Raw genomic sequence first — 24,370 nt, 5'->3', positions numbered from 1 at the left:
GGGAACAGCAAAGGGCCCGACTCCGGAACTTATGGCTGCGGGGTCGGGCCCTCTGCTTGTCTCTACCGTTCTTGTTGCGAGAGCGGTGGACGGAACCCCTGGACTGGTCGGGGTACGGGACTCAGTCGGGGTACAGGACCTAGTCGGCGTACGGGTCGGCGATACCTACGTACTGGGTGTAGAGGTACTCTTCGATGCCTTCGGAGCCGCCTTCGCGGCCCAGGCCGGACTGCTTGACGCCACCGAACGGTGCAGCGGCGTTGGAGATGACACCGGCGTTGAGGCCGAGCATGCCGGTCTCAAGCTTCTCGCTGACCCGCAGGCCCCGGTTGAGGTCCTTCGTGAAGACGTAGGCAACCAGGCCGTATTCGGTGTTGTTGGCCAGGCGGATGGCGTCGTCTTCGGTGGAGAACGTGACGATCGGGGCCACGGGTCCGAAGATTTCTTCCTGGAGAATGCGGGAGTCGGCGGCGACGTTCTTCAGCACAGTGGGCTGGTAGAAGTAGCCGGGACCGTCGACGGCGGCACCACCGGTGACTGCTGTGGCACCTCCTGCTACGGCTTCGGTGACGAGGGCGTGCACGCCATCGCGGGCCTTGCCGTCGATCAGCGGACCAACCTTGGACTCCGGCTCGGTACCGCGGGCTGTGGTGAGCGAACCGATCTTCGCGGCGAACTTCTCGGCGAAGGAGTCGGCGATGGACTCGTGCACGATGAAGCGGTTTGCTGCGGTGCAGGCCTCGCCCATGTTGCGCATCTTGGCGGCGATGGCGCCTTCAACGGCCTTGTCCAGGTCAGCATCCTCGAAGACGACGAACGGTGCGTTGCCGCCAAGTTCCATGGACGTGCGCAGGACCTTGTCCGCGGCTTCACGGATCAGGGCCTGGCCAACCGGGGTGGAGCCGGTGAAGGAGATCTTGCGGAGGCGGTCATCCTTGATCAGCGGTCCGGTGACAGCACCGGCCGTGGAGGTCTGGATGACGTTCAGGACACCTGCGGGAAGGCCGGCTTCCTGCATCACCTGCGCGAAGAGCAGGCTTGTCAGCGGGGTGAGGTTGGCGGGCTTGAGCACCATGGTGCAGCCAGCGGCGACGGCCGGGGCTACCTTGCGGGTGGCCATGGCCAGCGGGAAGTTCCACGGCGTGATGAGCAGGCAGGGTCCAACCGGCTTCTTCTGAACCAGCAGGCGGTTCTTGCCGTCCGGAGCTGCGGAATAGCGGCCCGAAACACGGACAGCTTCCTCGGAGAACCAGCGCAGGAATTCGGCGCCATAGGTGACCTCGCCGCGGGCTTCGGCCAGGGGCTTGCCCATTTCGAGGGTCATCAGCAGCGCGAAGTCTTCGGCGCGCTCGGTGACGAGTTCGAAGGCACGGCGCAGGATCTCACCGCGTTCGCGCGGTGCCGTGCGTGCCCAGTCAGCCTGGGCGGCAGCAGCGGCGTCCAAGGCCGCGGCACCGTCTTCAGCACCGGCGTCGGAGATGCTGAGCAGGACCTTGCCCGTAGCCGGGTCCTCAACATCAAAAGTCTTTCCGGATCCCGCCGGACGCCACTGACCGTTGATCAGCAGGCCGGTGGGGACGGAAGCCAGCAGTTCGCTTTCGCGTTCAACCGTTACAGTCATGGCGACTCCTTCGTCTTGGGTGCATTGGAGGGTTGCACCACTAGGGTTCCTTGCCAGAATTGGCTTGAATTACTGCCACGGTACTGCCATGCAAGAAGCAGTGTCTACGCCTTCACGCACTGCCATGCGCCCGCCAAATTGTGCACCTGCACAGGGATGATCAGCGTGCTGCAAGCACCGCCGAATACAGCTCCCGCTTGCTGACACGGGCGTCATCGGCCACGGCGGCGACGGCTTCCTTCAACCGGATTCCCTGGGAGATGAGCTCGTTCACGGCAGCTACATGGTCTTCCGGCTTGCCGGGAGCCTGCTCGGGAGCGCCACCCACAACCACGGCAATTTCGCCGCGGACTTCATTGTTTTCTGCCCACTCCAGGAGTTCGCGCAGTGTTCCGCGGATGACTTCCTCGTAGGTCTTGGTCAATTCACGGCAAACAGCCACCCGGCGTTCCGCGCCGAAGCGCTCGTGCAGTGCCCGAAGCATCACTTCAAGCCGGTGCGGAGCCTCGAAGAACACCATGGTGCGGCGCTCGTCAGCCAAGTCCGCCAGGCGGGAATTCCGCTCCCCCGACTTCCGTGGCAGGAAGCCTTCGAAGCAAAACCGGTCTGTGGGCAGTCCGGAAAGCGCAAGGGCCGTCAGCACGGCGGAAGGTCCCGGCACGGCAGTGACGGTCAGGCCTGCGGCAACGGCTCCCTCCACTAAACGGAAGCCAGGGTCTGAAACCGACGGCATTCCGGCGTCGCTGACCATCAGGATGGTTTTGCCGGCCCGCACATACTCCAGCAGTTCACCGGTCTTGGCTACCTCGTTGTGTTCGTGATAGCTGATGACGCGCCCGGACACCTCCACGCCCAAGGCCTGGACCAGACGATGCAGGCGACGGGTGTCCTCGGCTGCGACGATGTCCGAGGTCGCCAGGAGTTCGATCAAGCGGGAGGAAGCATCGCCCACGTTGCCGATGGGAGTGGCAGCAAGCACAATCCTGCCGCTTGCCGTGGTTGCGCCCGTGTCGGCACCGGCTTCGGGTTCCTGGGCCGCGTCCGGTTCATCAACCGCCGATGCATCATCAAAGGGGGCTTCGTCCGGGGTGCTGTGTTGTTCGTCCACCTGCCAAGCCTAATGCCGCGCGCACCTCAACGCCGCAGCAAGAGCGCACTTCAACGCCGCAGCAAGGATGGAACGGTAGCATGGGCGGGTGAGCCAGTCCCCCGTTCCCACCACCGATTCCGGAACCCCCGCAGTGTCGGCATTACCTTCCGGAGCCACGGACGTGGCGGCAAGCAACGGCTCCGGAGAGCCGACCCAGGAAACAGCGGCCAGGGGAACTACCTCATGGCGGCCTCCGTCCAGGCAGGACGACCCCGCTGGCAGCAACAGCAAGCTGCCTCCCGGACGCGGGCTCGAAGGCCACCGCTGGATCGCCAGACCTGCTGCGGCCTTCTCGGTGGACGCCCTGACATCACGTTTGATCGGCGGGATCCAAAGCTGGCGGGACTACCCGCCGTCGCTGCGTTTATGGTTCTGGTTGATTCCCGCCATTACCGCCGCCATCGGCGGAATCCTGCGCTTCTTCCGTCTTGAGGTCCCCCACAGCCTGGTCTTCGACGAAACGTATTACGTCAAAGACGCGTATTCGTACCTCGTCAGCGGATACGAACGCAGCTGGCCAGCCAACGCCAACGATTCCTTCAACGCCGGCAATCCCGAGATCCTGCTCAATACCCCGGAGTACGTGGTTCATCCTCCGGTGGGGAAATGGATGATTGCCTTCGGCATGTGGTTGTTTGGGGCTGACAATCCGTTCGGCTGGCGTTTTGGTGCCGCCCTGACCGGGACTCTCACGGTCTTCCTGCTCTCACTCATCACGCTGAAGCTCTTCCGTTCCCACACGCTTGGCGCAGTGGCCGGCTTGCTGCTCGCGGTTGACGGCCACCACCTGGTGTTGTCGCGAACGTCCCTGCTGGACATCTTCCTTGCGTTCTGGATCCTTGCCGCCTTTGGTGCATTGCTTTTGGACCGCGACGACGGCCGGCGTCGCCTTGCTTCCAGGCTGGCCGCCCGTGCGGCTGCTTCATCCGACGGCCGGCCCCCGGCCAAGCAACTGTTGGCCGGCCCCTGGTTGGGGATGCGTTGGTGGCGCCTGGTTGCCGGGATTTGCCTCGGACTGGCTGTGGGCACCAAATGGTCTGCGCTGTTTTTCGTCGCCGCGTTCGGCTTGTTGACCGTCTTCTGGGACATGAGCGCCCGCCGCATTGCCGGGATCCGCAGCTGGCCCAGTGCAGCGGTCATCAAGGATGGACTTCCGGCTTTCCTGACCATTGTCCCGATCGCGGCGGCCACATACGTCGCCACGTGGACCGGCTGGTTCCTCTCCAAGGATGCCTACTACCGCCAGTGGGCGGCCACCAATCCGGCGCCCGGGTGGGATTGGCTGCCCAATTCCGTGCGTTCCCTGGCGCATTACCACCTTGAAGCGTACAAGTTCCATCAGGGCCTCAGTGCCGACCACCCCTACGAATCCAGCCCCTGGACCTGGCTGGTCATGGGCAGGCCCACCTCGTTCTATTACCAATCGCCCAAGCAGGGCACTGCCGGCTGCATTGCCGAGACGTGTTCCTCGGCCATCCTGCCCGTCGGCAACCCCGTTGTCTGGTGGGGCGGCACCATTGCCCTGGTGATCCTGCTCTTCTGGTGGGCAGGCCGACGGGATTGGCGCGCCGGGGCCATCCTCGTTGGAGTCGGGGCTGGATACCTGCCGTGGTTCATGTATCCCGAACGCACGATGTTCATCTTCTACGCAGTTTCCTTTGAACCGTTCCTGGTGCTGGCCCTGACGTATGTCCTGGGGTTGGTGCTGGGCCGCACCACCGATCCTCCTTGGAGGCGGAGATACGGACTCTACATAGTGGGCTCGGTTGTGGTGCTGGCCGTGCTGGCAACAGCGTTTTTCTACCCCGTACTGACCGCCGAAGTCATCAGCTACCAGGAGTGGCGGATGAGGATGTGGATGCCATCGTGGATCTAGGAGGAGGATCGTGAGGGAGGCAAGCACGGAGCTTCTGGTCGAGGCCGACGAGAATACCAACGTGACCGACCTCCTTCTGGAACGATGCGCCAAGGACCCGTTCGGCAACCTTTACGCCCACAAGACAGCCAATGGGTGGCTCAACGTGCCTGCTGCACGCTTCCTCGCGGACGTCCAGGCACTGGCCAAGGGCCTCATTGCAGGGGGCGTCAACCCCGGCGATCCCGTAGCTGTGCTCTCCCGCTCAAGCTTCGAATGGACCTTGGTGGACTTCGCCATCTGGATGGCTGGCGGAGTTACCGTACCCATTTATGAAACGTCTTCGGCGAGCCAGATCGAGTGGATCCTCGCCGATTCCGGTGCCCGGCGCATCTTTGTGGAAGACACCTCCAAAGCAGACCTGCTTCACGCCCTCGTTGAGAAGTCCACAGCTTTGGGTGAGGACCCGGTGACGATCATCCGCATGGAGCACGACGGTGAGGCGCCGAACCTGACCAGCCTTGCCGCCGTCGGAATTGGCATTATGGATGCCGAGCTTGAGCGCCAGCGCAGCGCCGCCAACTTGTCCGATGTAGCCTCGATCGTCTACACCTCCGGCACAACCGGCAAACCCAAGGGCTGCGAAATCACGCATGGCAACTTCGTGCTCGTTGCCCGGAACGTCATCCCGTTCCTCCCCGAACTGTTGATGCAGCACGGCGCGCGAACGTTGATGTTCCTGCCGCTGGCACATGTCCTGGCAAGGGCAGTCCAGGTGGTCTGCCTCACCGCAGGCGTCACGTTGGGGCACAGTCCGGGTGCCAGCGGCCTCATGGCGGACCTGGGCGCCTTCAAACCGACCTTCCTGCTCGCAGTTCCCCGCATCTTCGAAAAGGTCTACGCCGGCGCCGGACACAAAGCGGCAATGTCAGGCAAGTCCCGGCTGTTCGCCGCTGCGTCCGCGGCCGCCGTCGAATATTCGACGGCGGTAGAGCTCGCCGCCCGCGGGCAGGGGCCCGGTCCGGGTTGGTTCCTTAACCTCAAGCATTCGGCATTCAACAAACTCCTCTACCCCAAGGTGCGGGAGGTCTTCGGCGGCGCCATCGGGTACACCGTGTCCGGGGCCAGCCCCCTCAGCCTCCGGGAAAACCATTTCTTCCACGGTGCCGGGATCCCTGTCCTTGAAGGCTATGGCCTCACCGAAACCACTGCGCCCTGTACCGTCAACACGCCAAGCATGTCCCGCATAGGGACCGTTGGCATACCGCTGCCCGGCACCACCATCCGGGTGGCCCCGGATGGCGAGGTGCTGGTCAAGGGGATCGGCGTGTTCAAGGGCTACCACCGCAATGAGGCCGCCACCGCTGAGGCCTTCGTCGACGGCTTCTTCCGCACAGGAGACCTTGGCGAGCTTGACCCGGACGGGTTCCTCACCATCACAGGCAGGAAGAAAGACCTGTTGGTCACCGCAGGGGGCAAGAACGTCGCACCCGGTCCCCTCGAAGAGAAACTGCGGGAGCACCCGCTTGTGGGACAGGCCGTGGTGGTGGGCGACGGCAAGCCGTTCGTCGCAGCACTGGTGGCCCTGGATCCTGAAGGGCTTGAAGACTGGTGCGCCGAGAACAAGCGCGACGCCATGTCCCCCAGTGAAGCCGCCGGGGACGAGCGCGTTCGTGCAGCAGTTCAGTCTGCGGTGGACGAAGCGAACACTCTGGTGTCCTCGGCCGAATCCATCCGTAAGTTTGGCTTTATCACTGCGGATCTCAGCGTCGAGTCCGGGCACCTGACGCCGTCGCTCAAGCTGAAGCGGGCCGCGGTGGTTAAGGACTTCTCCTCGTTGGTGGAGAAGCTTTACGAAAAGTAGCGCCCCGCTCGTTTATGCGACGGTTTCGCCGGTGTCCTTGCGGACACCAGGGGTATCGCTTTCGTCGTCGATCTCCGTTGAGGATGCTTCTTCTTCGGCCGCTGACTTTGCGTCCAAACCACGACGACGACGCGTTGGCCAGGTGAGGATGAAGGTGATCGTTGCGGCCAGGAACACGAGCGCTCCAATGACGATTCCGGCATCCACCCAGAACTGTCCCGGGAAGAGACGAATGAGCGTGTCTTCCAGCGAGAATGTCCAGGTTCCATTGGCGAAGAAGATCCGGTGGAACTCCGTGAAGAACTGCTGCCAGCTCAGGGCTGCCAGCACTCCAAGGCCGATGATGATGACCAAGGTGACGATGGAGCCGGCGAAGAGCCCGCGCCGAACACCGCCTGTACTGCGCTTACGCAAGTAGGCAATGGCGATGATGCTCAAAAGAATGAGCAGCAGGCCGGCACCGAACGAGGACAGAATGACCATCTTCACGTCCGCCATGTGCGCGACTTCGCTGTCCTTGAAAAGCTTGGCACCGTCCTGGTTTACCAAGCCACCCAAATATCTGGGCCCGGACCAATTGCTCAGGTAGTCCACAGCATAGGAGCCGTAAGTCATGCGATCGTCCGTGCTGAACCCGTAACCGTCTCCGGGGAAACCCGGCCGGTTGTATTCAACCCAGAGGAAGAGGGGGCTGGTCACTGCGCGGACAGCCAGCACCAAGAGGATCACAGGAAAGAAGACGGCGAGCAATACCTGGAAAATGCGGGGGCCGATCGGCTTGACCTTTGCAGCCTGTTCGCGTTCCGCATTACGCCTGGCAACTTCGTCCTCCGGCGGACGAACCTGGAGGGCCGACGTCGGCAACGGTTCCGAATAGTGTGCCGGTTGGCGACTTGCGGGCGCATCTGCCACCGTCTCCGCGAAAAGCGGTGGCTCCGGCTCAACGTCCGCAGCCTCGGCGGCCTTCCGGTCAGCGCGGCTCTCTGGCTGAACGGGGACCGGACCTGAGGGAGCAGCAGAAGAACCACCAGGCGCCTTGGGCTTCATCCAGTCAAAGGCCGGCTCGTCGGGGTCCTCGTGGACGTCCGTCCCCGGATCTTGTGGTTTTGGGCTCTTGTCACTCACAGCGGTTTCACTTCCGTAGGCATCCCACCGGCCTGACCATGCTGCCGGCACTCTTGTCTGCATTCGAGCCTACAGTCCGGCTTTGGGCGGAGACGAGGAGCCACCCCGCGTTGGGCAAGATCGAAACGCAACTGTAAGGTGCGGGCGTGTCCGCCTAGACAGCAATCCCCCGGTAGCCGGCGTCATGGCTGTCAAGATCGCCGGTAGCGCCCGAGCGGAATGAACGTCCACCCACAACCAGGGTGTACGTCCAATAGGCCACCAGGACCAGCGCCCCGATCGCGATCTTCATCCAGACAGGCAAGGGGCTTGGTGTCACGAATGCTTCCACCAGGCCCGAGATGAGAAGAACGAGGACCAACCCGAGGGCAACCGTGATGAGCGAACGTCCTTCGTCCGCCACGGCCTGCATCCGGGTCCGGGGTCCGGGCCGGACCATCGACCAAAAAATCTTCAGCCCGGCTGCGCAGGCGATGAACACCGCGGTCAATTCCATGAGCCCATGCGGAAGGATGTAGCTGAAGAAGACATCCAACTTTCCCGCGGAGGCAAACACGCCGGCTGCCGCACCCACGCCCTGGGCGTTGAGGAAGAGAATCATGGGCACCCAAAACCCCGTAATTCCGAACGCAACGGCTTGGGCTGAAATCCAGGCGTTATTAGTCCAGACCGCGCCGGCAAAGGACGCCGCCGGGTTCTCCGAGTAGTAGTCGATGAAGTCATCTTCAATGTACTGACGCACCCTGTCATCGCTGCCAAACGCGGCCCGCAGCGCCTCGGGCGACGTTCCGATCCACAGGGCGTACGCCCCACTCACCAGCACGAAGAATATCCCACACCACACTGTTAGCCATCGGAGTCTGTAGAACGCCGCCGGCAAGGCGATAACGAAGAAACGGGCGAGGTCTTCCATGAAGTTCGAACGTGCCCCGGTGAACCTGGTTCGAGCCTGGGCAAGCGCGGCAGACAGGGATGAGGACAGCGCCGTCTCGGGAGCCACCGAGCGGATGAGGGACAAATGTGCGGAGACGGTCTGGTACAGGCGCAATAGTTCGTCGGCCTCGGACCCAGTGAGCCGCCGCTTATGTGCCAAAAACGTCAGCCGCGACCATTTGTCCCCATGCACGGCCGAAAAGGCATCGATGTCCACGGCACCACCCTATCCCTGCCTGCCCTATCCCTGCCTGCCCTATTCCTGTCTGCCCTGATGGTCGCGGCTAGACTCGTTGATGCGGGTACATGATGCGCCCGCCGCGATTGCTGGCCACCGGGGGCGGATTTGAGTTCAATCATCACAGGCGAGGCAGTGGTCCTGGAGTTGCGCCCGGCGTCCTTCGCCGCCCGCGCGCTGGGGCTCATTCTGGACGTCATTGCCAACGTCCTGCTCCTGATCCTCCTCATCATCCTGGTCCTCTCCGCCGCCCGGGATCTCGATGAAGCCGCGGTCCGGGCCATGGTCCTGGCCTGTGTCGTCTTCTCCTTCGTCATCGTTCCCGTCGGTGTGGAGACGCTCACCCGCGGCCGCTCCTTGGGGAAGCTGGCCGCGGGCCTGCGTGTGGTCAGGGACGACGGCGGCTCCATCCGGTTTCGGCACGCGGTCATCCGTGGGCTGCTCGGGTTCCTCGAGATTTACATGACTTTCGGTGGCCTCGCTATCGGAGTGGCGCTCTTCAACGACAAGTCCAAGCGCCTCGGCGACGTCGTAGCCGGCACTTACTCCCTGCGGCAGCGCGTGCCCTCCGAGCCGAGGATCTTTCCCGGCGCTCCGCCATACCTCCAACCATGGGTGGCCTTAGCGGACATAGGCCGGATCCCCGACGCCACAGCCCGCCGGGCCGGAACCTTCGTTCAGCAGGCGTACCTCATGGCACCATCCTCACGCGCCAGGATGGCCGCAGCGCTGGCCTCCGAGCTGGCCAACTACGTCGCGCCGCCACCGCCAGCGGGAACGATTCCCGAGGACTACATAGGGGCAGTCCTCGGTGAGCGACGCAACCGCGAATTTGCCCGCCTCCGCACGGCGGAACAGCGCAACGCCGCCATCGGCGAAAGGCTCCGCAAGCTGCCGTTTACCCAGGGCTGAGACAACGTCGCAGCCTTTCGCCGATGTTCCTAGTGCCAATGGGCAGGCGTAGCGAGTCTTTCAGGCAGGCGCGTTTCCCGGTTTCCTTGGGCGGCGTTGATTTGCGGTTGGGTGAGGTAGAGGGACCTTGCTAGGTTGGCGCCGTGGAGACGGGTATCGCGCAGATCGGCGCCGAGGAGGTCAACGGCGGTTAAGTCACTACGCTCCAGGTTTGCCCCTATCAGGTAGGCCCCGCGGAGGTCCGAGCCGCATAGCTGCCGCTTTGCCAAATTGGCACCCATGAGGTCGGCACCCGGGTGGATTCCGCCGTCGGGCATTTCACGGCCCTCAGCCGCATATGAAGCGCGCACCTCCTCGCTGACCTCCATCAAAAGGGCGCGCACCCGGGCGTGTAAATGTCCGACGTCGGCAGCCAGGACTGCGGACACCTCGCCTTGGGATGTGGTTTCGATATCTGCGGAAAGCCCGCGGGCGGTGGCCGCCAGCTCGGGATCGAAAGCGCGTTGTTCAGCTTCGGCCAAGTACCACAACATTTCGTGCAGTTGCTTGACGATCTTGAAGACAGCGAACATCGAGGCCTTGGACTCCGGATCCTGGACCCAGCTCGTACCCCCAAACGTGCGTTGGGAAACCACTTGGCCTGCGCCGAAGCAGTCAAAGACAGTACATCCGCTGAATCCGCGGGGCCGCAAACGTTGATGGATGGTGCAGGAAAAGTCGCTGGCCATGTTCGGGCAGGCTGAAGCAGCCGGTTTATCGATGGCGAAATCGGCTGAGCGGGCAAAGCCAAGGGCGGTGCAGCAGAGGGCGAAGCAATTGCTGCAGTCCGGGCGAAGGGTTGGCGAAATAGTCATTAGTGCTCCAAGCGATGAAATGGAATCCGGTGGAAGGAGCCGGGAACCCTGCGCGGGTTCCCCTAGGGAAGACTCGTAATCACCACGGAGGGCAGCACAAATAACAGGTCCGGCCAGGTGCCGGAACCGGAAAGGAGAATCAAAGACCGCAAGAAATAATCACTGCCTCGATATTAACAGCAATTCTGTCCCCGGCTGGAGATGGAGGCTACCGCTGGGCGTAGCTGGCCCAGGGGATGTTCCAGTCGCCGAACCCCTCCAAGGGTTCCACAGCCGGCGCACCAGTATTCAGGATCTGCACCACATCACCGGTTTTCATGTTGTTGAAGAACCAGGCAGCATCCTCGGGCAGCAAGCCAACGCAGCCGTGGGAGACGTTCACGCGGCCAATGGCGCCCCAAGCGGACTCCAGGGCTTGGTGGACATAGACGCCGGACCACGTGAGGCGGTTGGCATAGTCCACCACCATTGGAGCGTAATAGCCCTTGTCCCCGGGTTTGAGGCCGATGCTTCCAGCGTTGAAGTTGGATTTGCGTTCTTGTTCAAGGATCACGGCATAGCCGGTGGGCGATAGCCAGTCTTCGCCACCCAGCGATACGGGTGCGGTGTGCATCAGTTGGCCATCGAAGTACACGTTCATGGTCTTGGTGTTGTCATCCACCACAGCCACGCGTTGCGGTCCCGTAGTGAAAGTGGAAACGACATCGCCGTTGCCGATCATCTTGTTGCCGAAATCGACGCCCAGGAGCTTCATATCCACTGTGACCGTGGTTCCCGACGCCCAGAAGGCCTCCGGACGAATGCGGACCTTCTTGTCCGAGTACCAATGCCACGCCACTGGCTGGCCCGATGAAACGGTGATGGCAACGCGCTTTTCCATCGCGGCCTTGTCAACCACAGGTTCACTGAAGTTGATTTCGATCGGCTGGCCCGAGCCGGCAACTGTGCCGTTACGCGGATAAATGGAAGCATCGGCCTCGTAGGCGGCAGAAACCGTGGTGAAGGTCTGCGTCTTCTTCGTTTCCTTACCTGCGGTGTCCACAATGGTGAAGGAATAGCTGTACTGGGTCTTGAACTTCAGGACCTCAAGGGTTGTCCATGTGCTGCCATCCGCGCTGGTCTTCCCCTGCACAGGTGTACCGCCTTCAACCGGCGCCAGCACAACATCCTTGACCTTGCCGTTGACGGCCTTGATCTGCGGGCCAACCACTGGATTCCACTCCACAGCGCCATCCAGCGGTGTGATGCCCAGTTCGACGGGTTTGGCCTCCGGCGTCGGAGTGGACTGGGTTGTGGCCACGCCGTTGGGGGTGGAACCGGACAGCAATCCAGGAACAGTGGCAACGCCAATACCGCCCACGACGATGGCCGCAAAGACCCCTGCAATGGCAAGGATCTTGCCCGTTTTCCGTTTGGCGACTTCCGTCATGGTTCCCGTCTTCCTGTCCCCCGGCAAGCAATACTGAACACCCAATTCTAGCCGAAAGGCCGGCCACGCTGGTCACGTGTCCGGCCTTTCACTGCGGCTTGGGGCTACTGCTTGGAGGTTACTGGCACCGCAAAACTGAACTTGGCCTAGTAGCGGTAGTGCTCCGGCTTGTATGGGCCTGCAACATCCAGGTCCAGGTAATCCGCCTGATCCTTGCTCAGTTCCGTCAACTCCACGCCAAGCGCATCCAGGTGCAGGCGGGCTACCTTTTCGTCCAGGATCTTGGGCAGGACGTAAACCTGCTTCTCGTATTCGCGTTCCCCGGCCGGCTGGTCCTTCTTGGTCCAGAGTTCAATCTGCGCGATCGTCTGGTTTGTGAATGAATTGCTCATCACGAAGGACGGGTGGCCCGTTGCGTTGCCCAGGTTCAGGAGCCTGCCTTCAGACAGCACGATGATCGACCGTTCGGAGTCGGAGCCGGCATCGAAGACCCACTCGTGAACCTGGGGTTTGATCTCCACCTTCTTGACGCCGGGAACCTTGGCAAGACCTGCGATGTCGATCTCGTTGTCGAAGTGGCCGATGTTGCCCACGATCGCCTTGTTCTTCATGCCCAGCATGTGCTCGGCCATGATGACGTCCTTGTTGCCGGTGGTGGTGATGAATATGTCACCCTGGGCAAGGACAGATTCCAGCCTGGCCACTTGGTAGCCGTCCATGGCGGCTTGCAGGGCACAAATGGGGTCTATCTCGGTAACTACAACGCGCGAACCCTGGCCGCGTAGTGCTTCTGCCGCACCCTTGCCGACGTCGCCGTAGCCACAAACCACGGCAACCTTGCCGCCCATGAGGACGTCCGTTGCACGGTTGATGCCGTCCGGCAGCGAGTGGCGGATGCCGTATTTGTTGTCGAACTTGCTCTTGGTGACGGAGTCGTTGACGTTGATGGCCGGGAACAGCAGCTTGCCCTGTTCGGCGAGTTGGTACAGACGGTGCACGCCCGTGGTGGTTTCTTCCGTGACACCCTGGATCCGGGCGGCCACGCGTGTCCACTTCTGCGGGTCCGCGGCCAGGGTCCGGCGAAGGAGGTCCAGAATGAGGACGTACTCTTCAGGATCTTCCTCGGTGGCTGCGGGAACGGCGCCTGCAGCCTCGAAATCGACGCCCTTGTGCAGCAGCAGGGTGGCGTCGCCGCCGTCGTCCAGGATCATGTTGGGACCCAGCTCCGGGTCGGCGTCCGCTCCGGGCCAGGTAAGGATCTGCTCTGCAGTCCACCAGTATTCCTCGAGGGTCTCGCCCTTCCACGCGAACACGGGAACACCCTGCGGATCTTCCGGCGTGCCCTTACCGACGACGACGGCGGCGGCGGCTTCGTCCTGGGTGGAGAAAATGTTGCACGAGGCCCAACGAACTTCGGCGCCCAGGGCGGTGAGGGTTTCGATGAGGACGGCTGTCTGGACCGTCATGTGCAGCGAACCGGCGATGCGGGCGCCCTTGAGCGGCTGCGAGGGGCCGAACTCAGCACGAAGTGACATGAGGCCCGGCATTTCGTGCTCAGCGAGACGGATCTGGTGGCGGCCTGCCTCGGCAAGTGAAATGTCAGCCACTTTGTAGTCGAAAGTCATGGAAGTCCTTATGGATGTTTAGGCGTACCGTGCGGGATTGCTGTTCTGGAAGTACTCAGCCCTTGGCGTTGTGCTGGCTGGAGCTTGCGGCGTTGGAAGCAGCCAGCAGTTCCGGCGGCAGAAGCAGGGGAATGCCGTCCTCAATCGCGTAACGGACCTTTTCACCGTTCTCGGCGGTAGCCGTTGACACAAGGTCCTCCCCCTCCTGGACCAGCGATGAACCCGTCACTGGGCAGCGCAGGATGGACAACAGTTCAGGACTGACCTTTGGCATGAATGATGCTCCCTGGATGGCGCGGGCATGGCGCCGCTGGCGGATTTATCTGCAGATTCCAGCCTACAGCGCAGGACCATCCACCAAGGAGCCGACGAAGATTTGAGTCCGGGGTTGCCGTACGTGTCCGGGGTGGCCGTGCGTGTCCGGGGTGGTCGTACGGCAGGGCCAGGCCGGACCTAGGACGGTTCGCGCAGTATCCGCAAGTGGCCGCGGCGCGCACCTTCAACCATGGCGGGAGGCTCCACATGCGGCCGACTGGAACGCGGCGGGGTGTCCGTTGCCGCTGAAGCTGCTTCCCGCACCGCGTTGGCAAGAGCCAGCAAATCATCGGGGCCAGGCTCCGGAGGTGTCGTTGGCATAGCCAGGCGCAGCACTTCCCAGCCCCGCGGGACCGTCAGGGATTCCGCATGCTGGGCGCAAAGATCGTACGCATGCGGTTCGGCGTACATGGCCAGCGGGCCGAGGACCGCTGTGGACTCGGCATACACGTACGTCAAAGTAGCCACCGCGGATTGGCGGCAGGCGGACCTTGAACACTGACGAATAGCACCCACAACATCCCAGATTAGCGCCCCTTGGCCCATAACCTGCGCATTGGCTGGCCGTGCCCACCCGGAAGGTGCAGTCAGCGCCGGTCACGGCGCGGTGTTCGCCATGATGTCGCGTTGGCGGTTCCTCGGGACTAAAGTCGATATATGCAGTCACAGCCACATGTTCCTGGCTTCACAATCCGGTGGACTGACGCCGAAGGCGATCAGGCAAAGGAACACACCGGCACGGATGTCCGCGGTTTCCGGCGGCGCCGGAGAAACCGTCACGGCAGAGGACTGCGTGGGGAACTCATGCTCCCAAGTCTTCCCGGCTTCCGGACCCGCGCCGAACGTTTCGATGACATGGTGCTGGACTCAGCCGAACGCCTCCAGGATATGTGGGGCAAGCAGTTGGATGGCGTGCTCTTCGCCGTCGACGAAATCCCGCCGAATCTGGAGCAATTGGTCGCCGAAGGTACGGCAGCCCCGATGGGCTCCTACACTCCGGGCAGCCGCGGCGAAGCACCCATGATCGCTGTGTACCGCCGTGTCGTCGAACAGACAGCCGGAACACGGGAAGAGCTCCAGGACCTCGTTCACGACGTCGTGGTGGAGTACACCGCGGAAATGCTCGGGGTACCGCCGGAGACGCTGGATCCGGTGTACCGGCGTCGCTACCAGTAGCGCCCGCGGGTCCCAACCCGCCTAGTAGCCCACCGTCACAGGAACTTTCTCGAGCCCCGCAGCAGCATCCTGGATGCCCAGCACTGAGACGTCGGCGCGGTCCTGCCTACCCAGGATAAGTGCCCCGTACGCAGGGTCCCCGGATGCTGAAACCACGTACCCGGCAACCACTGCTTGTCCGGATTTTGCTGGAAGCTCGATCAGCGATGTTGTGCCACCGGACATGTCCACGTCCACCGACTTGCCCACCTTCCCATCGGCTGTCACCGGTGCGTAGCTAACAGTTGCGCGTCCCTCAGGAACGCCAAAGCTGAAGGAGTTCTGCCCATCACGGGGCACGGCCACCACATGCTGGCTTCCCAGCCTGGCCGAAGACGGCGACCACGCGAAATCCGTTGGATCCTCCGCTTTGGCCCCCCGTGTGATCCGGGTTGAAGCGACGAACGCGACATCGGAACTCGCACTCACGGTGTAGCTGCCGGCCGGAACGCCGTCCAGGTCCAACGTAGCTACCGTGCCGCCCTTGACCGTGACTACTCCCCCATTGGGGAGCTGGCGCTCACCGTTCGCGCCGTACAGCCGGACCTGAACCACGGCGTCCGTGGACCCGGGTACGGCTATTTGAAGCGCCGGAACGGCGTCGGCAAAGCCGGATTTACTGCCAAGTGCCTTGATCGCCGCTGCATCCTGGATGTCGACGCCGGCCATCACTTGGAGGTTGGACGGCCCGGAACCCGGGGCGAGGAACTCCACCCCGCCCGGCACCAGTCCGCGCAGCACGCTCTGCTGAATGGTCCCTGCAACGGGTCCACCCGAGCTGCGTACGTGCACTGCCAGTTGGGATTCGCCCGGGGCAAGGCCGGCAAGGTTTACGGAACGCGTTGTCCCGGGAGCCACCAGAAGACCCCGTGCGCCCGGCGCCTGGATCTGCCCCTGGGCCCCGAAGAGGTCCAGGTTGACGGTGGCAGGCGTCTCGGATGCATTGCTGAGGTTCAGGACCGCGGTCCGGCCAAGCGCGGTGTCCGCGCCCAACAGCCAAGCATCATTTCCGGGCTGCTGGCACGGAGCCGCCGCAAGGCCACGGAGGTCGCCGTCGTTGGCTGAATAGCTCAGGTTCGCGGCCAAGGAGGCTTGTTCGTTCCCGAGCGGGTCAGCACCCACCACGGTAGGAGCTGTCACCGGGCTGATGGTCGCAGCCGCTGCCGTCAGAACCGGTGGACCGGAACTGGCCGATGGGGTACTCGTGGGGGTCTTTGCAATTTCAGCAACTGCGCCGCCTGCCAATGACGTTACTTTACTGCCCGGAATGGTGCCTGCGGGATTGCTCAGGACCAGTGCGTTGAGCGCACTGGTGGCGGTGGTGGAAACCGGGCTGAATTCAGCATCGGTGTCCACATCGGTTCCGGTGACAAGGCGCGCTGGTTCCGGGCAGACGCCCAGGGAGCGGCCCGCCGGAACGTCGGCTTGCCGGATGTCCGCTGCAGATCCGCCTGAGGGCCCTGGAACCATCGAGGTGGCCGCAACCGCTCCGCCTCCCGCGGCAAGGATCACCGCTGCGGACAAAACCCCTGTGATGATGCCCTTGTTGGAACTGCGGGCGCCCTTGCCGGAACGGGCATCTTTGGTGGAGTTGGGTGCATCTTTGGTGGAACTGCGGGCATTCTTCGTGGAACCGCGCGTCGCGTTATCGTCCACCTGCTTCTTTGGGTCCTCAGACACTGCTGTACTCCTTACGGAGGGAGACTTCGTCCCTCGACATGCCGGTTCGCGAGCGGCGTGCGGGCATCGGAACGGCCAACAGCACGGTTAGGCCGAACACCACGGCCTGCAGGATGCCAAACCAAAGCCCCCAAGGGTTGGTGTACCGGATTTCCAGGTCGCCACCAGTGGCCGGAAGTTCGAAAGCCTGCGCCCACCCGGAGGTGGTCGACTTCAGCTGGCGCCCATTCATCCAAGCACTCCAGCCAGGATCGGACCGTTCAGCCAGGACCAGCCGGCGGCCTTCGTCGCCCGCCGACACAGCTGTGTCCACGGACACCTCTGCTGAGGGCAGGGAGCCGATGGCCTCACCCTGGGCGTTGAGAATGCGAACCCTGTGGGCCGTGTCTGCAGCGGTGGCGGCAGAGGAATTCCTCGGGGTTACGCGCCACAACCACCCGGCGTCGGTTTGTCCAACAGCAACGAGGCCCGGAACGGCGTCGATCCTGCTGGCGGTCAGCTGGGCGGCGTCATCAGCGGCCTTGAGCACCACAAAACCGGCACCGAGCTGCTCCAGATCGTTGCGGGGGTCCACACCTGTGCTCGCCACAATGGTGGCCACTGCCCTGCGGAGGGACGCGGTAGCGGCGTCGTCGGTAGCAATCTCTTCACGGCCGGGCGCCCCAATAATGGTCCTGGCCGAGGCGATGGTAGACAGGCTGTCCAACGTAGTCCCGGCACCACGCATCAGAGAGGACGTAAAGGCGCCCTGCTCGCCGCTGGTGATGACCAACGTCCGCGTACGTTCCGGTCCCTCACCGCGGTCGACGGCGGTGGCCGGCAAGGTGCCGTTGTCCACCGGCCGCACCTGGCGTGCAGCGCCCAAGGAGAGCTTCTTACCCGCCTCTGATCCAGGGGCGTCAGCTGTATCGGCAGCGACCGGGGCCTCAGAGACGGGCCGCAGGACGTTTTGTCCCGCCCATGCCGCAATCCCGGCCAAGGGTCCGCCCAGCAGCAGCGCAAGGGCAACACCCGACGCCACGCGCCGCAAGGGCGACTTCCAGCGGGCAGCATCAGAAGTCCTGGTGGGAACTGCAAAGAGCTTATCGGCACCGAGCAACGCCGCACCGAGCAGCAGGATTCCGGCTGCAGAAACCGCCGGGCCGGTGAACGGACCAACAATCACGTTGTTGTTGACTCCGGTGGCCACATGGCCCATCAGCCAACTGCTGGCCAACGTAGCCAGCGCGGCCAACCAGAAGACGCGGACAAGGGCGGTGCGCTTGCCGGGAAGGAACAGTGCCGCTACGGCCAAGAGAAGGACAGGGACGCTCACCAGCAGAGCAAGCACCAGAGCCCAAGGCACAGCGCCCGGTCCGAACATCCCAAGACCCGTAAGGCCGCCGTCGATGTCGAAAGCCAGGGGCTGGCCCAGGAACTGCTGCCACAGTGGTGCAGCGTCGAAACTGAGCGGCAGGCCCGGATCGGCAAGCAAGGAGCGGGGGCGGTCAAGAACCGAAATGCCGTAGGGAATGAACAGCGCGGCGCTGGGCAAAAGCGACCACCAGAGTGTCTTTCCCCGCGTTCCGAGCACCACGGCCGCCAGGACGACGACCACCGTCAGCGGCCCCAGGAGCGACGGCGCGGATGCAGTGATTGCAGCCATCGCCAAGCCGGCAGCCGCCGCTGCGGTCCAGGACGGCGTGCCGTTAATTCCCGGTTTACCGAGCACGGGCGAGGGGCGACGCGTGAAAGGCGCCCTTGCGGCATTGGCCCGGCCTATCGCAGAACCGGACGCGCGTATCAGCGCCAGCAGCAGCAAAGGCATCAGCACGTGGGCCACCAAGGCTCCCGGCCTGCCTTGGTTGATGGCTACCAGCAGGGCAGGTGCCCCGGACCAGGCAAGAGCGGCAACAACCCGGAACCGGCGCCGGGCGGTCAAGGCCCCGGCAGCGAACCAGGCACCGATCGCAGAGAGTGGCATGGCCAGTATCAGCAACCACACGGTTGCCGAGTTGCCATCGCCACCCCCAAACAAGGAAAGAAGCCACAACACGTAAGCGAAGGGATCGGCGTGCCCAGGCAGTCCCGCACCGAGGGAAATCCACCATGTAGAGGCGTTGGCCCAGATATCGGAGGGTGACCCGGACAACGGGAGGAGTCCTCCTCCGGCCACGGTTCCTGTGCGAAGGAGGCCGAAAAGTCCAACGAAAGAAGCGGCGAACGTGATGAGGGCAGCAGCAACTGCACCAGTGCCAACCCACCCGCGTTCGTTGGTGGCCAACGCCTCGAAATCGTCAGAGGCATCGCCGCTGGGTTCGGGGGCGAGAAGATCGGAGGCTACGGTAGTTTCCTCGCTTGGGCGGATGGCCTCCAGCAGGGAACGCCGGTTGGCGCGGACTTCACGCGAGGACGTTTGGAGGCCCCGGACCACCGAACGGTGTACGCGGCGGGTCCTCGCCGCAATCCGGCGGCCTCTTGCGATAGCCAAGGGCCGCACCAAGCCGGCGATAGTGGCCGTGAACTGGGAGAATCCGTAGCCCGGTTCCTTGACCAGAATGCTCAGCACCAGACGGACAAGTGCGCCCAGGAGCGCCCCCACTGCCTGGAACGGCAGGTTCCACCACGGCGTGTGTTTGAGGCGCATGTGAATTTGCGCTTTGCGCGCCGCGGAGGACGTACCAAGACCGTGCGGGCGGTGCTCCACGTGGAACATGCGCGCGCTTGGCACCACCACCACACGGTTTCCCGCAAGCCAGTTGCGCCAGCAGAAATCGACGTCGTCGCCGCTGCCGGGCAAGGCAGGGTCAAAGCCCTGCAACTGCTCCCAGACGTCCCTGCGGATCAACATTCCGGCAGAGTTCACGGCAAAAGTGTCAGAGCGGGCATCATATTGCCCTTGATCTACTTCGTCTGCGTCGATCAGGGTGAGGCGTTCGGCCCAGCGGCTGGTGGATAATCCAACGTCCACCAGATGACGGTCGTCCTGCCACCCAAGCTGCTTGCAGCCGGCAACTGTTACCGAAGTGGTCCGTTCCACTGCGTGGAGAAGCTCGGCCAAGGCATCAGGAGCAGGAGCGGCGTCGTCGTGAAGGAGCCAGATCCATGGGACGGCACCGGCCGATTCTGCGCTTTTGGCAACGTCCTCATTCCTGGCGGCATCCCTGGGAGCAAGCTCGTCCAGGCCGGCCTGGACAGCGGCGCCAAAGCCGGACTTGGGCTGGACGAACGTGGTGACGTTTGCTTGACCCAAGGCCTCACGAAGCAAGTCGAGGGAGTTGTCCGTGGATCCTGTATCAATGCCAATGGCGGCATCTGCCGAACGCGTCTGGTTCGACAGTGCCGCCAAGGTCCTGGGGAGATAGCTCCCGCCGTCGTGGGCAACCACGACGGCGGTAACGTGTACTTCCTTAAGAATTAGACTGCCCGCTTCCTTAACCGGCGACGTTCGCGCTCGGAGAGCCCGCCCCAGATGCCGAATCGTTCGTCGTTCGCGAGGGCGTACTCAAGGCACTGCGACCGGACGTTGCACGCTCCGCAGACCTTTTTTGCGTCCCTGGTTGATCCGCCCTTTTCCGGAAAGAATGCTTCCGGATCTGTCTGGGCGCACAGGGCGTCAGTCTGCCAACCGAGTTCGCCCTCGTCATCGAAGTCACTTTGGCCCGGCAGTCCGATCCACACCGGCTGTCCTGGAATTTCCTGGGGACGACGCAACTCCATGGGAGGGTCGTCCAAGTCTTCGTCCGGCCCGGCAGGCAGGTCCCCGATCAACGCTTCGTGCGCAGCGAGGAGGGCAGTTGCTTGATCCTCCAACGACTGCTGCACGTTCTGGTTGTATCGGTCTGCCGCTTCCGGGTCCGCCGGGTCCACGTACCAGTCCCCTGGCACTTCCCGCGAACGGTATTTCACCGACGCATGTTCTGCGACGACTGCATCTTCCTGGATACGCAACGCTTGCCCCATGGCGTCCCTCCTGATTTTGCAGCTGCTGCTTGGATGTGTTTCCGATTTCCGGCGGTGTTCCGGGAATCTGTGCAGCGGCGTTGATTACTAATTACACGCGTGTAACTACCCACCAGTCAAGCCGCGCCGGGATAATAATCAAGAATCTGTAGAAACGTGGGATGCGCCACGCCCAACGTTTTCCGCCGTGGCGCGGGCCGGCTGAGGCTAAAACGGAAGCCCCGCATCACTTTGGATGAACAACTCCTGACATTCCGCGGAATTCCCAAGACCCACACAGGATGTCCATCGACTGGACTTAACGGAGGTGTGTTGCATTTCACATTCTCCGGCGGCTCGACGCTCCCACCGTGGCAGGATTGATGCATGAGCATCCCGGCAGCGAACCTGATGACCACCCTGCGATCCGGCCATTCCACATCCCCGAGGCTGACCTGGTACGGCCCTGATTCCGAGCGCGTAGAGCTCTCCGGGCGGGTTTTGGACAACTGGGTTGCAAAAACCAGCAACCTGCTGCAGGACGAACTGGACGCCGAGCCGGGCAAGGCTATCAGGCTGGACCTCCCGGCACACTGGAAATCGTTCGTGTGGGCGCTTGCCGCGTGGCAGTTGGGCATGGAGGTAGTCTTCGACGGCACGGCAGCGGACCTGCTGGTGACAGATACTCCCGACGACGGCGCCGCGGCCGGCTTTGACGCGGTCGTCGCCGTACCCCTCGCGGCACTTGCGATGCGCTGGCCCGGCGAGTTGCCGCCCGGCGTCGTGGATTTTGCTGCGGAAGTCCGGTCGCACGGTGACGTCTTCATGGCACACAACGAACCGGAAGCCGGCCTTCCGGCCGTCCGCGGCAGCGCGGGCCACACCCATGACAGCCTTCTGGACGGATTCGCCGCTCCCCAGGAACCGGGCGTCCGGCTTCTGGTTCGGGCGGCCGATGGTTTGGAGCCGGGCCTGGCAGCAGCGTTGGGCGCGTGGAAAGAAGACGGCTCAGTGGTGCTGGTGCATCCCGACCTGGAAGTGACCGCGCACCTGCTTGAGAATGAGCGCGTCAGCCGATCCTGAGATCAGTTCTTGATGGAGGGCAATTCGCCGGTTGCAGGACCTCCGGTGCCCGCCTCGGCAACTGACTTCTCCTTGTGATGGAGCTCCAGGATCTCGTGGTCGTGGGAGTAAGCCGGCTCGGCATCCAGCTCTTCGTTGAAGACCCAGAAGCGGTATGCGAAGAACCGGAAAATGGTGCCCAGCACGAGTCCGACGACGCTCCCTGCGATAAACAGCGACGGCTTGTCATTCAAGTCCAGCACGTACTTGGCGAACCACACACAACCGGAAGCAATCAGCAGCCCGACGAAGTTCATGACGGCGAACAGAACGGCCTCACGGACCACGTTCGCCTGTTTGCGGTGGCGGAAGGTCCAGAAGCGGTTGGCTACCCAGGAGAACACGCTTGCAACGATCGTCGCAATGGCCTTGGCCCAGACTTCGCTTCCGTGCATCGGGCCCGAAAACAGCCAGATGTAAACTGCCGAGTCAATGACAAAAGCAACACCGCCTACGGCGCCGAACTTTGCTACCTCGCGCCAAAAAAGCGAGGCAAGTCCGCGGATGCGATCTGCAAGTGTGGTGATCATGACCCTCCATGGCCGTTGAAAAGTGGGCCGATGGGCCACATCCATTTTAGCGCCCATTTCCAACCGTTCCCTTTGAGTCCCCTGTGAGAACGCCGATACCGGGGCCTGCGCCACTGTGAAAACCGGACCAAACCAACGGCGGAAACCAGATCTCCCTCATCTACCCAGGGGACGTTACAGCGGCTGAATCAGTGTTCGGGCGACTGGTTCGGTAGGCTGAACCTTGTGACTTTTCCAGTAATTGGTGTTGTTGGCGGCGGCCAGCTCGCACGCATGATGGCCCCGCCTGCTACCGCTTTAGGCTTCGAACTACGGGTTTTGGCTGAGGGCGAGGACGTTTCGGCTGTCCCCGCTGTGGCCAACGCCCCCATTGGCGACTATAAAGACCTGGACGCCCTCCTTGAGTTCTCCAAGGGCGTGGACGTCCTGACCTTCGATCACGAACACGTTCCCACGGAACATCTGCGTGCCTTGATCGACGCCGGCGTCAATGTGCAGCCCGGACCCGACGCCCTGGTGAATGCGCAGGACAAACTCGTGATGCGCGCGGCCATCGATCGCCTCGGGCTGCCCAACCCGGAGTGGGCCGCCGTTGACTCAGTAGAAGAACTGGTGGCATTCGGCGACAAGATCGGCTGGCCCGTAGTGCTTAAGACACCGCGCGGCGGCTACGACGGCAAGGGCGTCCGCATTGTTGACTCCGCCGATGATGCCGCTGGTACTGCGGATTGGTTCCAGGCCATGAGTCCCCTGCTTGCAGAAGCAAAGGTGGACTTCAGCCGCGAACTTTCCGCCCTTGTAGCCCGCACGCCGAGCGGCGAATCGCGTGCCTGGCCCGTAGTTCACACCATCCAGGTTGACGGTGTGTGCGATGAAGTTATCGCCCCCGCCCAGAACATTCCACTCGAGGTTGCCGCGGCTGCCGAGGGGGCTGCACTACGGATCGCCAACGAACTCGGTGTTACGGGCGTCATGGCTGCTGAGCTCTTCGAGACCCCTGGGGTTGGTGCCGGGTTCCTCATCAACGAACTCGCAATGCGCCCCCACAATACGGGGCATTGGACGCAGGACGGATCGATCACCAGCCAGTTCGAACAGCATCTGCGTGCGGTTCTGGACCTGCCACTGGGCGCCACGGATGCTGTGGCGCCGGTATTTGTCATGAAGAATTTCCTGGGCGGGGACAACCAGAACCTCTTCGAGGCCTTCCCCATGGCGTTGGCTTATGAGCCGGCAGCGAAGGTGCACTGCTACGGCAAGTCCGTGCGGCCAGGGCGGAAGATCGGCCATGTCAACCTGGCCGGCACGTCTGCCTCGGAGGTAGATTCCGTCCGACAACGCGCCACGGCAGTGGCCAACATCATCCGTGACGGCCGGATGCCCGCACAGACCACCCCCGAGGAGACCGAATGACATCAGCATCAACAGCCCCACTCGTAGGTCTCGTTATGGGCTCAGACTCCGACTGGCCCGTCATGGAAGCCGCCGCGGACGCCCTGGCTGAGTTCGGCATCCCCTTTGAGGCGGACGTCGTCTCGGCGCACCGCATGCCCACCGAGATGATCCGCTATGGCCAGACTGCCCACGAGCGCGGCCTGCGCGTCATCATCGCCGGAGCAGGCGGCGCAGCACACTTGCCTGGAATGTTGGCTTCGGTCACTCCCCTGCCTGTGATCGGCGTCCCCGTCCCCTTGAAGACCTTGGACGGCATGGACTCACTTTTGTCCATCGTGCAAATGCCTGCCGGGGTCCCCGTTGCCACGGTCTCCATCGCGGGGGCCCGGAACGCAGGACTCCTGGCTGTACGGATGCTCGCCTCCGGCACGGATGACCTTGCCGTCCGTCTTCGTGAGGACCTGCTCCGCTTCGCGCAGGAGCTGAACGACGTCGCCACCAAGAAGGGCGAAAACCTGCGCCACAAGGTGGAAGAGGTCTTTTCCCCTGCCAACGCTTCCGCCCGGAGCAGCCGCTAGGAAGGCAG

At 63.1% G+C, this 24,370-nt stretch carries 20 protein-coding genes; 7 read left to right on the top strand and 13 right to left on the bottom strand.

Features of this window, described 5'->3' with window-relative positions; genetic code table 11:
• Positions 1 to 139 precede the first annotated feature (139 nt).
• Both LDN82_RS06815 and rsmI read right to left on the bottom strand, forming a co-directional pair.
• Positions 140 to 1,621, bottom strand: coding sequence for an NAD-dependent succinate-semialdehyde dehydrogenase (locus tag LDN82_RS06815; RefSeq protein ID WP_223936356.1), 1,482 nt, complete (start codon positions 1,619 to 1,621; stop codon positions 140 to 142).
• A gap of 160 nt (positions 1,622 to 1,781) precedes the next feature.
• Positions 1,782 to 2,603, bottom strand: coding sequence for a 16S rRNA (cytidine(1402)-2'-O)-methyltransferase (gene rsmI / locus LDN82_RS06810; protein ID WP_224167485.1), 822 nt, complete (start codon positions 2,601 to 2,603; stop codon positions 1,782 to 1,784).
• A gap of 214 nt (positions 2,604 to 2,817) precedes the next feature.
• On the opposite strand from rsmI, the gene LDN82_RS06805 reads away from it, so the two are divergent.
• Together LDN82_RS06805 and LDN82_RS06800 are read left to right on the top strand one after the other, a co-directional pair.
• Complete coding sequence (locus LDN82_RS06805; protein ID WP_224166843.1) at positions 2,818 to 4,647, top strand: phospholipid carrier-dependent glycosyltransferase; 1,830 nt, start codon at positions 2,818 to 2,820, stop codon at positions 4,645 to 4,647.
• Between the two features lie 10 nt (positions 4,648 to 4,657).
• Positions 4,658 to 6,490, top strand: a complete 1,833-nt coding sequence (locus LDN82_RS06800) for an AMP-dependent synthetase/ligase (RefSeq protein WP_224166842.1) — start codon at positions 4,658 to 4,660, stop codon at positions 6,488 to 6,490.
• Between the two features lie 12 nt (positions 6,491 to 6,502).
• Here the strand turns inward: LDN82_RS06800 and LDN82_RS06795 are convergent, their stop codons facing one another.
• A complete protein-coding gene (locus LDN82_RS06795; RefSeq protein ID WP_224166841.1) occupies positions 6,503 to 7,615 on the bottom strand; it encodes a TIGR01906 family membrane protein in 1,113 nt (370 codons plus the stop codon).
• A 154-nt stretch (positions 7,616 to 7,769) separates the two neighbouring features.
• Positions 7,770 to 8,765, bottom strand: a complete 996-nt coding sequence (locus tag LDN82_RS06790) for a stage II sporulation protein M (RefSeq protein WP_224166840.1) — start codon at positions 8,763 to 8,765, stop codon at positions 7,770 to 7,772.
• Between the two features lie 129 nt (positions 8,766 to 8,894).
• Between LDN82_RS06790 and LDN82_RS06785 the strand changes: the two genes are divergently transcribed.
• Positions 8,895 to 9,698 carry an RDD family protein gene (locus LDN82_RS06785; RefSeq protein WP_224091645.1) on the top strand — a complete coding sequence of 268 codons (804 nt, stop codon included), beginning with the start codon at positions 8,895 to 8,897 and terminating at the stop codon, positions 9,696 to 9,698.
• Between the two features lie 29 nt (positions 9,699 to 9,727).
• On the opposite strand, the gene LDN82_RS06780 is transcribed toward LDN82_RS06785, so the two are convergent.
• The 5 genes from LDN82_RS06780 to LDN82_RS06760 form a co-directional block, all read right to left on the bottom strand.
• A complete protein-coding gene (locus LDN82_RS06780) occupies positions 9,728 to 10,552 on the bottom strand; it encodes a pentapeptide repeat-containing protein (RefSeq protein ID WP_224166839.1) in 825 nt (274 codons plus the stop codon).
• A 208-nt stretch (positions 10,553 to 10,760) separates the two neighbouring features.
• Positions 10,761 to 11,981 (bottom strand): Ig-like domain-containing protein, encoded by a 1,221-nt coding sequence (locus LDN82_RS06775; RefSeq protein ID WP_224166838.1) that lies wholly within the window; start codon positions 11,979 to 11,981, stop codon positions 10,761 to 10,763.
• A 146-nt stretch (positions 11,982 to 12,127) separates the two neighbouring features.
• A complete protein-coding gene (gene ahcY / locus LDN82_RS06770; RefSeq protein ID WP_224166837.1) occupies positions 12,128 to 13,606 on the bottom strand; it encodes an adenosylhomocysteinase in 1,479 nt (492 codons plus the stop codon).
• Positions 13,607 to 13,661: 55 nt separating this feature from the next.
• A complete protein-coding gene (locus LDN82_RS06765) occupies positions 13,662 to 13,880 on the bottom strand; it encodes a hypothetical protein (RefSeq protein ID WP_224166836.1) in 219 nt (72 codons plus the stop codon).
• Positions 13,881 to 14,059: 179 nt separating this feature from the next.
• The gene (locus LDN82_RS06760; RefSeq protein WP_224091641.1) at positions 14,060 to 14,467 is read right to left on the bottom strand and encodes a DUF3499 domain-containing protein; all 408 of its coding nucleotides are present in this window, start codon (positions 14,465 to 14,467) and stop codon (positions 14,060 to 14,062) included.
• A 111-nt stretch (positions 14,468 to 14,578) separates the two neighbouring features.
• Here LDN82_RS06760 and LDN82_RS06755 point away from each other — a divergent pair, with 111 nt between their 5' ends.
• Positions 14,579 to 15,097 (top strand): metallopeptidase family protein, encoded by a 519-nt coding sequence (locus LDN82_RS06755; RefSeq protein ID WP_224166835.1) that lies wholly within the window; start codon positions 14,579 to 14,581, stop codon positions 15,095 to 15,097.
• 21 nt (positions 15,098 to 15,118) lie between these two features.
• Here LDN82_RS06755 and LDN82_RS06750 read toward each other — a convergent pair whose 3' ends face one another.
• The 3 genes from LDN82_RS06750 to LDN82_RS22565 are packed head-to-tail and all read right to left on the bottom strand — an operon-like array spanning position 15,119 to position 20,758.
• On the bottom strand, positions 15,119 to 16,816 hold the full coding sequence (locus LDN82_RS06750; protein WP_224166834.1) for a DUF5719 family protein: 1,698 nt from the start codon (positions 16,814 to 16,816) through the stop codon (positions 15,119 to 15,121).
• A complete protein-coding gene (locus LDN82_RS06745; RefSeq protein ID WP_224166833.1) occupies positions 16,809 to 20,183 on the bottom strand; it encodes a glycosyltransferase in 3,375 nt (1,124 codons plus the stop codon). The genes LDN82_RS06750 and LDN82_RS06745 overlap by 8 nt, the downstream gene beginning before the upstream one ends.
• A gap of 29 nt (positions 20,184 to 20,212) precedes the next feature.
• On the bottom strand, positions 20,213 to 20,758 hold the full coding sequence (locus tag LDN82_RS22565) for a WhiB family transcriptional regulator (protein WP_263422286.1): 546 nt from the start codon (positions 20,756 to 20,758) through the stop codon (positions 20,213 to 20,215).
• Between the two features lie 366 nt (positions 20,759 to 21,124).
• On the opposite strand from LDN82_RS22565, the gene LDN82_RS06735 reads away from it, so the two are divergent.
• Positions 21,125 to 21,820: a TIGR03089 family protein gene (locus LDN82_RS06735; RefSeq protein ID WP_224166832.1), complete on the top strand. Its 696-nt coding sequence runs from the start codon at positions 21,125 to 21,127 to the stop codon at positions 21,818 to 21,820.
• Positions 21,821 to 21,822: 2 nt separating this feature from the next.
• Here LDN82_RS06735 and LDN82_RS06730 read toward each other — a convergent pair whose 3' ends face one another.
• Positions 21,823 to 22,389 carry a GtrA family protein gene (locus tag LDN82_RS06730; protein WP_224091633.1) on the bottom strand — a complete coding sequence of 189 codons (567 nt, stop codon included), beginning with the start codon at positions 22,387 to 22,389 and terminating at the stop codon, positions 21,823 to 21,825.
• A 273-nt stretch (positions 22,390 to 22,662) separates the two neighbouring features.
• On the opposite strand from LDN82_RS06730, the gene LDN82_RS06725 reads away from it, so the two are divergent.
• Together LDN82_RS06725 and purE are read left to right on the top strand one after the other, a co-directional pair.
• Complete coding sequence (locus LDN82_RS06725) at positions 22,663 to 23,802, top strand: 5-(carboxyamino)imidazole ribonucleotide synthase (RefSeq protein WP_263422301.1); 1,140 nt, start codon at positions 22,663 to 22,665, stop codon at positions 23,800 to 23,802.
• A complete protein-coding gene (gene purE, locus LDN82_RS06720) occupies positions 23,799 to 24,362 on the top strand; it encodes a 5-(carboxyamino)imidazole ribonucleotide mutase (RefSeq protein ID WP_224091629.1) in 564 nt (187 codons plus the stop codon). The genes LDN82_RS06725 and purE overlap by 4 nt, the downstream gene beginning before the upstream one ends.
• Positions 24,363 to 24,370 lie beyond the last annotated feature (8 nt).

It is taken from the genome of Arthrobacter sp. StoSoilA2, assembly GCF_019977195.1.
In the GTDB taxonomy this organism is placed as follows: domain Bacteria; phylum Actinomycetota; class Actinomycetes; order Actinomycetales; family Micrococcaceae; genus Arthrobacter.
This window is presented reverse-complemented; position numbering and strand designations above follow the sequence as displayed.